Raw genomic sequence first — 16,329 nt, forward strand, 5'->3', positions numbered from 1 at the left:
CCTCCCCTGATCAGTTAGACTAAGGTGATTTACACTTGCACTACGATGACAGAGTAACCTTCCAATCGCTAGTCCAACTATCTAGTCTGATATAAGCCGATAGGCGGCTCCATATTTCGGTCCGTCCGTGAAGAATAACCGCACATAATCATCCTTGGCGACTTCAACGGGCGGCATCTCATTTCTTCCGGGAGCAAAATCACTCACAAAAGGATACACCGTACCATCTTCCTTATTCAACGGAACCCCGCCCTGTTTGCGAATATAACAGAGTGCTTCCTTTGGAACAGGTACTTCCGCTGTGACGGTGATCAATACACTTTTCCGTTTCTGAAAAAAACCGCTCTTGTAGCGAATGGAAAAGCGGATGTCCGCCTTCCCTGCGCTTGCAATCACCATGTTGTCATCGTCTCGTTGACGGATCAGCACAGGCCCATCTTCCTCCATCTGACACACATAAACCGTATACTTGATGGCACCAAAACCCGTGATCCGATCCGTGTATCCATTGCTCGCCTTATATTCCTCTCTCGTGTACAGCTTCAGCTTGCCCTGTGCAGGCTCTTCCCCGATATGATCATCGCTCATCATATCCAGCTCCAGCCGTTCCACATACACAGCTTCTACCCGTTCTGGCCAGAGCCAGCGAAGTGTACAACGTCCTTCGTCCACCGCAAGTGTCAGTTTTCGAATCAAGGGTGTCGAAGGGTCTGCATCCGTAAATCGCATTTCCATTGACCTCCCGACGTTAGAATCCTTTGCTGCGTGTATCTCTTGGTCTCTGACCGAACCCTTCAGCTGAAGAAGTTCCGCCGCCAGCTTCACGACGCCCCCTGCTCTTACGCGGCGTGTTCTCCTTAATCGGAACAATCCAGGAGAACAGGGTCAGTACGCCAGACAAAATGAGCATCGCACCAAGTCGTACGAATGTATCACCCACGTTCGAACCGTCGAGGCCCCATTCCAGCAGAAGCCCTGCCAGTAGACCCGATACCGCACCACCAATACCGAAGCTGAGCGCGAGATGACGGTTATCAAACACAAGTCCGAGTGACACACCCAATGCTACTCCAATCAGTAACACGGCTGCTACACGGAAAATCGCCAGATAAACGCTATGTTCCATCATGCCTGTACGCTCCGTTACCAGCGTCCGTTCATCAATCGTATCGTAGATCTGCTGGAATGCCAGATTCAGACCACCGGAATCCGGTACATCATAGTACATGCCACCCGTTTGCTGAGCAATATTACGCAGCAGATCCGTACCTGATGGGTCCACCAGGCTTAGGCCAACTGTATTAATAGAAATCTGTTCACTGGTATATTGGGACAAAATATCTGCCGTATCCGCTTCACTGAAGCCATCAGATAACAAGATGACAACTGTACCGCGTTTCGGGTCCTGTTTGCCCTGAATCTGTTCCATGCCTTCCCGCAAAACGGCATCAAAATTGGTGCCGCCCGAAGTTGTGACAATGCCATCGATTTTGCTATAAACCTCATTCTTGGCCGCTTCACTATCCAGCGCAATAAACGGCTGTAACAACTGCGGTTGGTCATCAAATGTAATGACAGCTACCTGTTTGTCACTCTCCATTTGGCTGATCAGTGTCTTGGCGGCTTCAAAGCGTCCGTTATCCGGATCTGTATCATTCATGCTGCCCGAGTTGTCGATCATCAGTACGATGTCCTTCACTTGCTTCGCACCGCCCGGATTGATCTGATACAACAATTGCAGGGCGAGTCCAACAACAAATAACAGAGCCAGTGTTGCCGGAACAAGCAATTTCCACGACAGTCCCAGATACCGGAGCTTCCATGAAGCACCATTCAGCTTGGGTGAGATCATCTCTGCGATCAAACAGAACAATCCAACGCTCAGCGCCAGTACGCCAAAGTATAATCCCATCAGCAACAGACGTGGCATCTCCCCAAGCCATTGACGCAACATGATTTCTCCTGCCGCAAAGCCGACTGCCCCGCCAATCAGGCTGAACAGGACCAGGAGAAGATTAATTTTTCGCTGCATGTGTGCATGCATCCTTTCCAAACCAGCCTTAAACAGGCTGAGTTAATACAAGATTGGTGCTGGGTGTCAGGACACCGCCGGCGTCTTAACGAATGGGTGACAACTTTTCCACCAGACCAGCGGGGTGAAGTTCATAGCCATTCTCCGTGTACGAGTCATAATATACCTTGCCGTTCCGATACACCATGAGATCCTCCAGATGGAAACCGCCCATCAGATTCAGCTTCTCCACGCCACTACTGCGTTCTTCGTACACCACACCCAACTTGTAGATACGTGACGTCTCTTCGGCATGTGCCGCGTAGTCCATGAAAGCACTATGATGGTCACCAAAGAAATACTTCTCTTCATATCGATGTTCCTGCGTATAATCGAATACCCGGACCCGAACAACCGCCTGATCCTCCAGCGTGTGGTACAACCTGCGGAACAGATCATCGCGGGTTAATACATCTTTATCTCCGTAGGCAATCGTAACGTTAGCACGCTGCAACAGCTCTTCTTCAAATGGCAATTGCAACGGCTCTGCCGTAAGGAGCAACGAGTGACATACCTCCATCAGCCGTTTCAGCAGACGGTCATCGCCTTCCGTGGCAAGCCGGTTCATGTCTCCCATGTAACGGTCCTCAAACCATACATCCCGTCCGCGCTTAGCTTCCAGGTCGATGATTAGCTCTTCCGTCACTTTGCCGTAATACTCCATCACGTTCTGACCGATGTATTCATCCGCAGCAGCGATACTTTGGACAGCTGTCTCTCGAAGTGTGCGTTCCATCGCTTCAAGTGCTGCTGTGACGTGGCGACTGAAACGTTGAAGCTCTTCCATCTCCGTATCGTAGATGCGCAGCAGATGTAATTCATTTTCCAGTCGCAGTAATTCTACCTTCGGTACATACACTCGCTCCAGCATACAGTCAATCAGATTGCGTACATTCTGTTTATCACGGAACAACGCTCGTTTGAACGACTGATCCTCCACTCGCTCTTGCTGACGTTGCTCCAGCAGAGCACGTGCGGATTCAAGCTGCATCGATTTATCCCGAATCAGTCCGAGCAGCGCTTCACGTACACTGCCAGGCTCACTGTCACTCCAAGCCACCCACTGGAAGTAACCAACCTCTGGATGCTCTGCGCGGGATTGTTCAGCCTGACGGCGCAGAGAGCCACCAGAGCTGCGCTCGCGCACACGCTCTTCGACAAGACGGACAACGTTATCGCGGAAGTACGCTTCGGCTCCTTGTCCGAACAACGCTCTCTCCGCTTCACGCAGCGAGAGCGGCTTGAGATCGGAGAAACCAACGTTATGCGTCATGATGCCACTCATGCCACTAACCAGATCTTCATCGGGGAGCAGACCTTCGACTTTGCGTTCCACAGAGGCCGCATCGAGTCCAAAGAAAGCGAGCTTGTCCTTGATACTCCAGTCCGGCTCCTGCCGCATGCGTGCGAGCAGATACCGATACAGGTGGTATAAAACCGCCAGTGCAATTGGCTTGTTTGGCCGCCTGATCTCGGCAAAACCCGCGCTGGCATAACCATGCTGATCAGAGGTGGTACGAATATTGTTTTTAAAGGATGTATTGTTGTACGTGTTCGCTCCCGTGCTTGAAACGCTACCCGAGTGATCCACATCCTGCTTCCTGTTCTTCAGCAGGCAGATGCGGCAGATGATCTCGGCATTTTCGATCCAGCCACCGGGAACGCCGGTTCCACGCTCATTTTTGTCGGACAACAGATATACCAGATCAAACAACGGTGACGCGGGATGTGTAACCGGAATGGAGATCCCATCCTCCGTCACCAGCAGTTTACCGCTGAACGTGTAGTCCAAGGACTGCATATAATCCAGTTCCCGCAGAAAAGCGAGTCCTGCTGCGCTGGCATACCCGAAGGAATCCACCTGTTCCATCTCGCTGACCAATACATGCAGATCCGTCTGCACCGACTTGAAGGCTTGGGACAAAATGGTCTCCGTCAGATTGGTGAGCTCCGGCAACAATACATTCAACGGATCATCCGCTCTGGTTACCACCGTAACGTAAATCCGATCAAATGACGAGTATAACCGTCCATATTCGGCAATCCGGTTACTTACCCGCCGAAGCGTACGATTCAGATCAAAGAGCGCCTGATCCGATTCGTGGAAACTGCGATGTACATCCTTGCGCCGTGTTTTGGACGGTCGCTCTGTCTGCCCAGCGGACAGAGGCAAGCGGTGAAGAGTCACCTGACCATCATCGGACGAGCCACCATTCCTCTTTTCACCCAAATGCTCTTTCTGATCTTCTGTACCAATCTGAACGTAGACCACACCGTCTCCGTTATCCCATTTCAGCCGATTGATCTCCTGTACGGCAGACACTGCAGGTGCAACCAGATCACCCACGAAAAGGAACAAAGCCGGGTAATGGATACTGCTGCGTCCATCACCCAGGCTGCCTTGACGCTCCTGCTCTATTGCATACTGTGCTGCATACTTCTCCAGATCACGCTTCAGGGTATTGTTCGAATTGAACTCCATCCCGGTCACCATCTTATTTCAGCCTTCTGCGAATGTCGTTCAGCTTGGACGACATCGTTCTGTAGAACTGATAGATGTCTTCTCCGTTAGCCAGTTCTACCCGCTCGTATTCGAGACGATCGCGCGATTCCATGAACAGCGCAGCCAGATCATCCAGCTTTGTCAGCAGTGGGGTGATATCCTCTGAAGCCGTGAGATCGTTATCGCGGCGGGAGGCTTTGCGTAGCAATGTACTGCGATCCTTCTCCGCCAGACCACGGAAGTTGCCAAACACTTCATACTCGGCAAAGTTACGGCTCTTCATCAGGTTCGCGAACGGCTCCCATGCGTCTTCTTCCGGATCACGGTCATAGACGTAAAGCGCACCTTTTTTGACGATGGTGTCGGTATATAACGCTTCGATGAAGCGGTCATACCATTGCTCCTCGTCTTGGTACTGGGCAAGAATGCCTTCGAGTTCGGCGACTTTGGCCGAGATGGCATTCATCTTCGCCAGTTCCTCACGTACGCGCGCGATCAGCTGCGGGGAGCGTACCAGGTTTTCTTTGGCCATATCTTCATTAATACTGCCGAAAATATCCTTAACGCCTACACGCGGCAACCCTTCAGATTGCAGACGTTTCAGCTCGATCACGGCCCGCTTCACTTCGCCGAGGTTCGGCGTGGTGGACGTCAGACGCATGTCGTAGGCCCCCAGTTTGGCGGACAAATCAAACGCTTCTGTTGTCACAATCGCATACCGGTTGCTTGTATTCTCATCAATCGATTTGGCTGTCACAATGTTGTATCCGAGTGCCTGTACGAATTCGTTACGCACACGGGCGTTATACTGTTTCACGCGGGCGTTCTCGTACACATCTCCCCATGATTTCTCCGGAATCGGAGATGGCAGATAGGTCCAGTTGTTTTTCTCCGTTTGCACCAAGTGACGACCAATGCCTTCTTTGTCCAAAATGGTACGTTCATAACTTTCCTCATATACTTTGAGCGGTGTATAGACAAAGAGTGGTACCCCGTTGCGGGTATTCAGCCAAAAAATCCGGTTACGCACTTCACTTTCCTTAACGGTAAAATGAGATTTGCCCACCGCATTGTTCTGATAATTGCGAATCCCTTTCAGAATGCCCGGCGCCTGTGCAGGTACCGATACAAATCCCCATGAAGGGAAATGCAGACTGCCTGTACTGTTGCTCAGATTGAACACCGGAACGGCTTCATCATCCAGCTTGCCAGCAATGAAACGTTCCACGAACTTCTCGACTGACTCATCCTGACCATATTTGATCACCAGGAAATCTTCCATGGAACGGGTAATCAGATCACCGAATTTCTCACTCAGGAAGTCGGAGATGGAGCTGACGATATCAATCTCGTTTTCTTTCACCCACTGGCTGGAGTTTTCCAGCAATTCACGGGAGAAGTCACGGATCAGATCATCTGTATCACGTTTATCCAACAGCCCGTCCACCACACTGACGATATCCGGTACACTTACGACGTTCCAGTAATATGTCTTGTTGCCTTTGTGATCGGCTTGTTCTTCGCCGCGTGTCAGCAAATCACCGTTCTTGGCGAATATTGAGCTAAGGGCATTCAGCGTTTCGGTAAATACGTTATAAATGCGGCTGTTCTCTTGGTTCAGCAACTCATACAGATCTTCATAGAACTCGATCATCTGATCGTTACGTTCCACGTCGGCGTGCAGCCAGTACTCATGAATTTTCGCTTCAATATAAGCATTCTTTTTCTTCTCTTTGGAGACAAAAGCACTCTTCGCATCGCCCAGTTTCTCTTCGGACTGCTCCTGAGCTGCTTCAATATCACGCGGAATGCGGAAGGCATTCTCACGCAACGTTTCGATGTACGACTGAATCATCTTCAGTACACAGAAACCTTTTTCCGTATAAATCAGACGAGAGACATAGAACGGACCTTGTTCGGGATGCAAAAACATACGCCGGATCTGTTCGGTGAACTGGCCGGCAATCTCGCCCGGCAGCTGTTTCTTCGCCTTGATATATTCTTCACGGGCACGGGCCAGGAAGTTCTGCTCCAGTTCGGTGTCCATATTCACAACCTGTGATTTCACCACGTTGCCATAGGATAAACGCTCGCTGTTCTGATACCCAGGCAGTGGCTCTGGCACGCGGGCTTCAAAGGACTTGACGACACTTTCGAGATCAATGCCCAGCTTGCGGGCAAACTTCTCGGTATCCTCCTGGTTTGGTGCTTTGGAGAACATGGTATTCATTTTGTCAAACATGCGATACGCCAGGTACGTGGTCATCTCTTCAATTGGCAGTACAGCCGAAGATGCACCGATGATGTTGTAATCATAGTTAGCCGGGTACACCTTGTTCATCTGTGCAATGTTGGTGCGAATGTTGCTGATATAATCATGGATCGCAAACTCCTCACCAGACTGCTTCTCCTCACTTGCCATGAAGTTGGTAATGTTCTCGGCCGTGACGTTCATGCAGTAATCGTAGGCGTTCTCCAGCAATTTGCCTTCGGTGTTCGTCGCAGAGATTAGGTGACACAGATTAAATGGTGGCAGTGGTGAGTTGACTGTTAAAATATTGCCGTACTTCTGTGTGAATCGCTCACCGCGGCTATCCACGTTCATCCAGTAATCCAGCTCTTTGAGCGCAGCATATCCGTTCTTGCGAATGTATTCGCGAGTGTGTTCGCTCAAGCTTTTGTTGGACAGGTTCACGTCTGGCGTGAACAGATATCCAAGTGTATTAACACGGTCAATCCCGGCAGAGCCATGATCACGTTCAATAATGCCACGCACGATATAGGAAATATCGAGGAAACAGCCGCTGCCTGTACCGCCGGACAGACCTGTCAGCAGGAACACCATCAGTTTTTTGTTGGTGCCTACGGATAAGGTTTTGATCTTTTTGTCGATGGCCTGCACGACCTGATTAATCTTCGTGAACAGGAGCAGACGTCCAGCCTGACGCACACCTGCGGCGCCGTTCATGCCGTCCGTGATGCTCAGTTCGGGAGACAGCCAGTCCGTAATGTAAGGCTCCAGCACGCTGCGGTTCTGTAAAAGTCCGCCAATCTCGGCATTGGACAGCAATACGAATTCATTGATCGGATCAAGTCCGATTCCTTTATACTTTTTGGCACGATCCTGTTCGTTTGTCTCAAAAGCCAGAAACTCCACATTGTCCGGCTTATCCATTTTTTTCTTGGATACCGGGTCCTGTGGCAGCTTGAAACGACGGTTGATCTGATATTTGAGACGCAGCAACGCATCAATTCCCGTTCCTCCCAGACCAATAATCAGAATGGGGTTATCAATCGTATCAACTCTGATTTTCTCACTGACAATACCTCCGCCAAGTGATACATCCAGTTGCTGAATATGTTCTCTAACAATCGGTTTCATTCCATGTCCTCCTTAGATTAACGCACGTATGCTTCAATCTATATAATTCAAACTAAAGAATGCTTACACTTGCCACTCCGATGACAGAACAACCTTCCGATCGCTGTTATCCCCAGATTTTTTGATTCTCTTTTTCAACGGTGAAAATCTGGGGATAAAGGCGAACGCTTCCGCTTCTCCAGCTTTTTTCTGTCCTCTGCGGTCTCGTGTAAATGATTAGTTCAACTTATATAGCTTACGTTCACTTAGCTATAATCCTTCACACCAAGTACTCAATCAAAATCGTTTTGTCCGCCTGTTGCAGCGGGATGCTCAGTCGGTCACCGTTCTTCAGTTCAACGCCTGAGCTTGCATCAACTGCACGACCGGATTTCTCCAGCGTACCGCCTGCGGTGTTACGAATTATAATTCGATCCCCATTGCTGGGCGTAAATACATATTTTTCGGTTTCCTTCAGCTCAGGGTCCAGTTGCAACAACTGATGCAGATGGAATCTGCCCCGGAAGGATACCAGCTTTTTATATTGTGGATATGACTTGTCTCCCGTGTTCTCATCACGAATCTCCACAACCATCTGGCCTACAAATCCCCGGTTTTTGCGTTTCAGCCACCCCATCAGGAACCAGGCACCAACACCAACCACAATCAGGGCTATAACTCCCAGGATGACAGGCAACCAAGGAAACGGCTTGTCCTGTTCACCGCCAGACGTTGTTGGTTGAGATCCACTTCCAGCTGCTCCGCTCGCGTTGATCGTGATTGGCTCACTTTCACGGTAGAAGCTGTCTTCTTCCGCACGGATGACTAATTCATAGTTATGATTGTCTGGTACTTCAAACGTTCCGGCAAAACCAGAACCTGTGTTTTCCAGCGGTTGTTCCTCGCTTTTACCTGTATCCACATCTTTCACAACCAGCGTGGCCTTCATATCTGTATACAGATCATTATCCTGAAGCGGCTGACCGCCATTCTCCAGTTTGGCTGCAAGATCAACCTTGTCTCCTTTGGTATAGGACTTGGTCTTAATTGGGTCCACAACGAGCTGAAGATCATAGTTGAACAACAGGTTGATATCGATGCTGTCTTTCGGAGCCCCTTTTACCCGAAGTTTCCAGTCTCCTTCTTGGGGTTTCAAAAGCTTCACGAGTGAATAACTCTTCGACGTTGAGAGCTTGGCTGCATCCGAATTCAGATCCACGGCTTGTCCGGAAGGATCCGTCAATTGTACTTCCACCGGCTTCGAGGACATGATCGAAATGTTTGCTTCCAATACACTGTCGTTTGGCACGTTCACGGTAACTTCCTGATAACTGCCGTTTCCCGTTACAGAGGGCAGCTTCACGACGTTCAGTTTGGCATGATCGGCGAAGATCTCACTCAGAATCTGTGGCAGATCATCCGGCGTATCGGTAATGAATGACTTGCCTCCGGTCTGCTGGGCCAGGTCTGCCAGTGCATTCTTGTTCAGCTTGCCATCCGCGTTCAGTCCAATCGTATACACCGGAATGCCCTGATCCTGTGCTTCCTTCACGGCTTTTGCCAGATCAGCGTCGGATTGTGCCTGTGTACGGCCTTTGGTTTTGTTAAAGTCATTGTTACCATCCGCCAGCAGCACAATCATCGGCGAGTGGGATGGGTCTGCACCGTGATTCAGTATGTTCACGGCTTCGGCGACACCAACAGAGACATCGGTATATGGCCCCCGGCCGAGCTGATCAATAAAATCTTTCAGGCTGCTCTTGTCCGCATCGGACTGAATCTCCAGCATAGCCTTTTCCCGCTCCACCTGATCGGTATAAGCGACAATCCCTACCTTGTCCCCCTGGACTGGCAGCATATCAATAAACATTTTCATGGCTTCATTACTGATCTTGTCACGGTCACTTGTATTCATTGAGTTACTTACATCGGCTACAAGTACCGCATCGATTCCGCTTGTCTGTGCCTGAGCCGCTGCAGCTTGTGGCAGCAACGCTTGAGGTAACAGTAGCGTTAGAATTGCCAGCAGAACCATCGTTCCGCTGAGCCAGCGTATTTTGCGTGTCCGCAGCATTGGGTGTACTCCTTCACGTTTGAGATTAAAATGGGAATAGTTTATTATAGGCGTCAAGCCTTAAGGAAATCTTAACAGTCTACTAATAAATTCTGAAAAGCACCCCTATCTTGAGTTACAGTTTTGTAATGACTGACAAAAATCGACGATTTCATGCCTTGAACTGGCACAAAAGTACCAACTATGGAAATATGATATAGTTATTGCCAGCAAACTGCAATATAACAGCGCTTGTTCACCAAGCCATAGAAGGGAACGGATTATGGTTACATACGGATGCCTCGCCATATTGTTTCTTTTTGTCATCATAAAGGTAATTGCACTCCAGCTTCATCGGCGGAAACCGATCTCCCGCGAAGATACGGATCGTACCCTCTACACTATTCTGAATGGTGAGCGTGATTAAGCATGAGTACTAAACTAGTTGTATCCATAAGACCATTTCATCGAACGACCTATGCCTATGAAAAGTTGCAAGTCTGCTCCCGTTGTGGACAGTACACCTGCCTGTGGGAAGAGGAGTGCACGGCCTGTGGCCGGGGTACCCTCAATTCCGTTCAAGCGAAGGCAACTTCCCGTGTGAAACGTCGAATTGCACGCGACCTGTTCATTACCATATTGTTCGGTGCAGCTGCCACCTATTTCGGTGAGACCATAGATCAAACCATGGCGGCGGCCAGTGTTTCCCTGCTGCTTCTGGCCTTGCTGATCTTCATGCAGAAACGTTCGTTCGAGGTAGAGCAGCAGCGCGAGTTGAAGCGCACGTTGCAACAGGATGAGGAACTCATCCGCCAGGGTATTAACCGCAACTGGGCTCTCGTCGCCGAAGCTCGAAAGCAGGATGAAGCACTTGCCTATGAGATGCTCCGCGAGATCGGCTCACTCGTCTACAATGACCGGATTCGACTGCAACAGGTTGCGCTGTTACAATCCTTTGTCCTGCGTAGTGACATGGATTTGCAACTCAAGCCCTTGCTACTACGCAGTTTCGAGCGGCTGCTCGCTGAATATATCGGTGAGATCGCACGACTTAAGCCGGATTTGATCCGTGAAGATGCGATTCGTTATATCGCAACCTATGAAGTGAACATTTTACAGCTCCACAATGGAATTCAGATACTTACAGCCGTTGCTGCTGCTGCTGTGCGCAAGAGCAAATATATTGAGTTATTCCCTAGTCTTATTACCCGCTACGCCCGCTTTATGCCCAAGGATCGATTCATGAGACTTTATCACACGATTGAACGCTATCCGAGCAAGGCACGAGGGGGATTGGCAGAGTCGGTAGGTCGGGTGTATAACGAGAAATATCGGGATCAATACGCAGATGTTCAGCTGTAGGGTTGATATATTGAGAAAGAAAAACGTAGTTTAGTGCAAACTCAATCCCTGTATATAGACGAATGCAATTTCATCCACCCCTGCATGCGCGTCAGCACCACAGATCGAAGGTTATGCTTCTAATGATATAAGAATTAATCCAAAAACACCCCATCCTTAGGTCTAGGATGAGGTGTTTTGAATTTTATGGCAGTCTGCCAAATGCCATGTGAAGTACACGAAAAGAAAAGAAAAACTAGATAGGGAATACCTAAATGGCATCTTCCATGGAACCAAGCAGGCGCGCAAACAGGCACTCGCAGATGACAAAAACAATAAGCGGAAATGAGCATCTTTCCTGTTGAAAAAGGGCCGCGACGTGGTTCCGTCGCGACCCTTGATCTGAGGGTTCGGTACATCTGTACCCGAACCCTCTCATATGTGCCATGCCAATCACTGTGGCATGGCATGGTGCCTGCGCAATTGCCGCTATATCGCCCCTTGCGCCAAGGCTTTACCGTCCGCGACGAGAATCGCGACGGTCGCCCTTCGCCGGTCCGCGTCCTGCGGATTCCGGACGGCGAGAGCCTTCGCTGCTGCGCCCGGAGGTGCGCTTGTCGGCACTACGGCCAGCCCAGCCGCTGCTAGCTGCACCGCGTCCGCCTTGGCCCGCTGCTCCGCGACTACTGTCACTGCTGCGCGCGGAACCACGACCTGCGCTGCGCTCGTCGCCACTGCGACCCGCACCACGTCCACCTTGACCTGCTGCACCGCGACTGCTGTCGCTGCTGCGGCCACCGCTACGACCACCACTGCGTCCGCCTTCACTGCGGCCACCTTCGCCACCGCGGGAACCACGCCCCCCACGCCCGCCATCTCTGCGATCGTTACGGCCTGCACCGCGACGGGCACTGCCTGTTCCGGAAGAGCGTCCGCCTGAACGTTCGTCATCCCCTTGACTGTTGATGGAACGTCTAGCTGCTCCAGTTGAAGCAATTGGACCTTCGCTTGTCCACTGGATACGGGACAGCTTCTGGTCGATCCCTTGCTCAATACGTGCAAGTTCCGGTCTGTCGTGCTCTGTTGCAAACGTTACAGCAAGACCTGTACCGCCTGCACGGCCCGTACGACCAATCCGGTGGATATAACTTTCCGCATCATGCGGCATATCGTAGTTAAATACATGCGTTACGCCTTCAACATCAAGTCCACGTGCAGCTACATCTGTAGCAACGAGCACTTGCAGTTTGGCATCGCGGAACGCTTTCATTACGTTCTCACGCTTGGATTGGGACAGATCTCCATGAAGTTCATCACTTGCATAACCTGCTTCACGCAGATCTTGGTTCAGCTTGGATGCACGACGCTTGGTCCGGCAGAAAATAATCGCCAAGTATGGGCGATACGTATCAATCATGCCGCGAAGTGCTTCGAGCTTACCGCGATCCGTACATTCCAGCACCTGCTGGCGAATCTGTTTGATCGGGATAACGGATTGGGAAGATACTTTTACATCTTCCGGATCTTTCATGTAGGTCTTCGCCAGGTTGCGAATGCCCTTAGGCATCGTTGCTGAGAACAGCATTGTCTGACGTTTATGTGGAAGCTCGCTAAGAATCGTCTCCACATCGTCCAGGAAGCCCATGTGCAACATTTGGTCGGCTTCATCCAGCACCAGTTTTTTCACATTATCAAGCTTCAACGTGCCACGGCGCAGGTGATCCAGCAGACGACCCGGTGTACCAATAACGATCTGGGTACCGTTCTGCAATTTACGCAGTTGCTTGTCCACATCCTGCCCGCCGTATACGGCAAGCACGTGCAGTTTATCGTCGTTTGCCGTGAGCTTCTTCGCTTCTTCCGTAATTTGCAGCGCAAGCTCACGCGTAGGCGCAATAATCAGCGCTTGTGGCGAACGGTCGGATACGTTAATTTTCTGAATAATCGGCAGCAAAAATGCCAGCGTTTTCCCTGTTCCTGTCTGTGCCTCGGCGATAATATCGCGTCCACCCAACAGTACCGGAATCGAACGCTCCTGTACCGGAGTCGGCACGGCGATGCCCTGATGTTTCAGGATCTCGCACCATTCCGGGCGAATGCCCAGTTGTTCAAAGTTTGCCAATCGTTACACCTCTGTATATTCATTTAGATAAGTCCATTTCATAATGACCTTAGTATCAGTATCTGCCATCAAGACTAGTTTTCCTTATATCAATCATGATTATGAAATGAATTTTTTAAAAAGCAATCCACTCGTTGCTCTTCTTCTCCATAACCTGTAGTTTACACGTTAGTCAAGCAAAACAAAAGGGGATACAGCGTTACACCCCCAACTTGTAGCACAAAATCCCAAGATCAGCGTGACTTGTATCGACCAAGTGAGTTTGAGGATGGTTTTTGAGAGTAACTATTGGAGGAGCTCCCCTGAGAATAGTGATGAGTGGAATATCCTACAATAGTTCGAAGGTTGAATCTGTGAGTGGGGTCGAGGATTGAACTGAACGCGGTGGAGCGGTGGGTAGATGGTAGATCAGGGTATACTGTGTGTAATTGGATCGAAAAATAGTTTTCACGATGAGAATTACCGCCACCACTAATTCTAACGAACCGAGGACACCTTATTCCGTCGATTAGAGCGGTTTGTAATTTCTAACGAACTCCATCCACCTTATTACTCGTAAATACACGATAAACGGCTTCTATATTGGCGATATTAGCAAAATAAGATGTCTGAGATTCGTTAGAATAACGAAAACAGCAAATAACCCCATATAAGACGTGCCAGGTTCGTTAGAATTTAAACATACTGAGGACACAAGCTCCAACACAATAACATCGACTACAGCAATAACAACATCTACTAGAACCAGAACACCAACTACAAAAACTAGAACTAGGAACAACAACAACCAAAAATAATCAACACTACCTGTACTTCTACTAGAAGTATCACTACTACCATTAGAACTGCCACTAAAACTACTTCTTCTTCGCTGTACACCACATTCTCTAATAAAAACAACGACGCCCTCTCCCCGAACTTACATTGGGAAAAAGTGCGCCGCTGATAGAAAGTATCTTTTTATGTTATCTACTACATAGGGCTGTCGCATGTCTGCTCAACACTACTTAGGGCAAGAGGCTTCCTAACTTCATTACTTGTTTAAATTCTTAATTCCAGATTTACTAAGCCGTTCATTTTTCACCTTGTCTGCGTAACTACGTTTCGACATTGCACCTTTGTACAACAACCTTCGTTGCAACCAAGTTACGAACCGTGCCCTCCAGCTGTAGCAAATCCACTCCGTTGAAGAATGCGAGTGCTCTCCTCATTCAACCCGCGCAGGTGCACGGTTTTGCCAAGCTTCGCGTATTTGAATTTCACTTTGCCAATAGCCACAACCGCGGTATTGTCCCAGATATGTGACCCTCCGAAATCAATCGTGATCTCCTTCGGATCGGCCTCTGCATCGAACTCATCCACGAATCGGGACGAAGAACCGAAAAAGAACGGTCCATGAACCTGGTATACCTTCTGCCCTTGCTCTTGGCTCGCCTGTACGCGAATCTTGGTCTGTTTCCAGCCAAAATGCAGCACACTGAGCACAACGCCGACCATGACCCCGATCGACAGATCGTGAGTATAGACCACAATTGCCACCGTCACAATCATGACAAAGGCTTCCGCCCGCGGCACGCGAGTTATATTTTTAATGGAACTCCAGTCGAATGTTCCGATACACACCATAAACATCACACCAACGAGCGCACCCATCGGTACCTGTTTCACCACACCGCTAAACAGCAACAACAGGATCGCGAGAAACGCACCCGCAGTAAACGTGGACAATCTTCCACGCCCACCAGACTTCACATTAATGACCGACTGCCCGATCATCGCACAGCCGCCCATGCCGCCAAACAAACCGTTCACAAAATTCGCGATACCCTGACCACGCACTTCACGGTTCTTGCTGCTCTTGGTCTCGGTCATCTCATCCACGATGGTTGCGGTCAACAGGGATTCCAGCAAACCAACGAGTGCCATGGTGAATGAGTATGGCAGCAGAATCATCAGCGTGTCCCAAGTCCATGCAATATTCGGCAAGTGGAACATCGGCAGAGTGCTCGTTATATTTCCCATGTCACCAACTGTTCTTACATCGAGATGGAACACCAAGGTAATAATCGTCATCACAATGATTGCAATCAGTGGAGCTGGAACGCCTTTGAAAAACCGTGGCAAAATATAAACGATCGCCAGCGTGCCCGCCACCATCGCATACATGATCCAGTTCGCTCCCGTGAAGTGAGTTAACTGCGCCATAAAGATCAGTATAGCCAGTGCATTCACGAATCCAGTCAGTACCGAATGAGGCACAAACGTAATAAATCGCCCAACCTTAAATATGCCCAGTAGAAACTGGATAATGCCCGTCAAAATCGTCGCTGCAAAGAGATATTCCACGCCATAATCCTTGACGAGTCCAACCATTAGTACCGCCATGGCACCTGTTGCCGCCGAGATCATACCTGGTCTTCCACCAGCAATCGAGATCACAATCGCAATCGTAATCGAAGCGTACAATCCGACCATTGGATCGACACCGGCAATGATGGAGAACGCAATGGCTTCCGGAATTAACGCCAGCGCTACCGTAATGCCTGCCAGCACGTCTCCGCGAATGTTGCCAAACCATTGTTGTTTTAAAGTATTCATATGTTCTTGCCGTTCCTCCTACGTGTATTCCTTATAATGGACAATCTTACTGAAGAGTAACGGAAGACGTTCACACTAACCAACTACCCAGGACAGCACAAAACAACGGATTCCTCTCCGCATCATTCATATGCTCTTGCCTGAGCTACATCATTATCCATCTGTGTAATCTTGACGGGTTAATGCACTCATGTCTTTTCCGTTCCAGTGTGTACCGCTGGTGTTACGTTACTGCCTCAGTTGTCTTACTCGTGCGACATCAGGAGCTGATCCTGACGCC

At 49.6% G+C, this 16,329-nt stretch carries 9 protein-coding genes; 2 read left to right on the plus strand and 7 right to left on the minus strand.

Annotated features, from left to right (window positions below; all coding sequences use genetic code 11):
* Positions 1–81: 81 nt before the first annotated feature.
* The 5 genes from MHI12_RS28090 to MHI12_RS28110 form a co-directional block, all read right to left on the minus strand.
* A complete protein-coding gene (locus MHI12_RS28090) occupies positions 82–729 on the minus strand; it encodes a beta-mannanase (protein WP_405170909.1) in 648 nt (215 codons plus the stop codon).
* Between the two features lie 19 nt (positions 730–748).
* On the minus strand, positions 749–2,032 hold the full coding sequence (locus MHI12_RS28095; RefSeq protein ID WP_341009300.1) for a vWA domain-containing protein: 1,284 nt from the start codon (positions 2,030–2,032) through the stop codon (positions 749–751).
* Positions 2,033–2,117: 85 nt separating this feature from the next.
* Complete coding sequence (locus MHI12_RS28100; protein WP_405170910.1) at positions 2,118–4,565, minus strand: transcription initiation factor TFIID; 2,448 nt, start codon at positions 4,563–4,565, stop codon at positions 2,118–2,120.
* Between the two features lies 1 nt (position 4,566).
* A complete protein-coding gene (locus MHI12_RS28105) occupies positions 4,567–7,956 on the minus strand; it encodes a tubulin-like doman-containing protein (protein WP_340387885.1) in 3,390 nt (1,129 codons plus the stop codon).
* 259 nt (positions 7,957–8,215) lie between these two features.
* Positions 8,216–10,009 (minus strand): vWA domain-containing protein, encoded by a 1,794-nt coding sequence (locus MHI12_RS28110; RefSeq protein ID WP_405170911.1) that lies wholly within the window; start codon positions 10,007–10,009, stop codon positions 8,216–8,218.
* 262 nt (positions 10,010–10,271) lie between these two features.
* On the opposite strand from MHI12_RS28110, the gene MHI12_RS28115 reads away from it, so the two are divergent.
* Positions 10,272–10,415, plus strand: a complete 144-nt coding sequence (locus MHI12_RS28115; protein WP_167483717.1) for a hypothetical protein — start codon at positions 10,272–10,274, stop codon at positions 10,413–10,415.
* 2 nt (positions 10,416–10,417) lie between these two features.
* The gene (locus MHI12_RS28120; RefSeq protein WP_340907305.1) at positions 10,418–11,350 is read left to right on the plus strand and encodes a hypothetical protein; all 933 of its coding nucleotides are present in this window, start codon (positions 10,418–10,420) and stop codon (positions 11,348–11,350) included.
* 493 nt (positions 11,351–11,843) lie between these two features.
* Here the strand turns inward: MHI12_RS28120 and MHI12_RS28125 are convergent, their stop codons facing one another.
* Both MHI12_RS28125 and MHI12_RS28130 read right to left on the minus strand, forming a co-directional pair.
* Positions 11,844–13,451 carry a DEAD/DEAH box helicase gene (locus MHI12_RS28125; protein WP_074092592.1) on the minus strand — a complete coding sequence of 536 codons (1,608 nt, stop codon included), beginning with the start codon at positions 13,449–13,451 and terminating at the stop codon, positions 11,844–11,846.
* Between the two features lie 1,146 nt (positions 13,452–14,597).
* Positions 14,598–16,049, minus strand: a complete 1,452-nt coding sequence (locus MHI12_RS28130; RefSeq protein WP_405170912.1) for a SulP family inorganic anion transporter — start codon at positions 16,047–16,049, stop codon at positions 14,598–14,600.
* Between the last annotated feature and the right edge of the window lie 280 nt (positions 16,050–16,329).

The sequence above is a fragment of the Paenibacillus sp. FSL H8-0280 genome (genome assembly GCF_045040665.1).
Classification (GTDB): domain Bacteria; phylum Bacillota; class Bacilli; order Paenibacillales; family Paenibacillaceae; genus Paenibacillus; species Paenibacillus xylanexedens_A.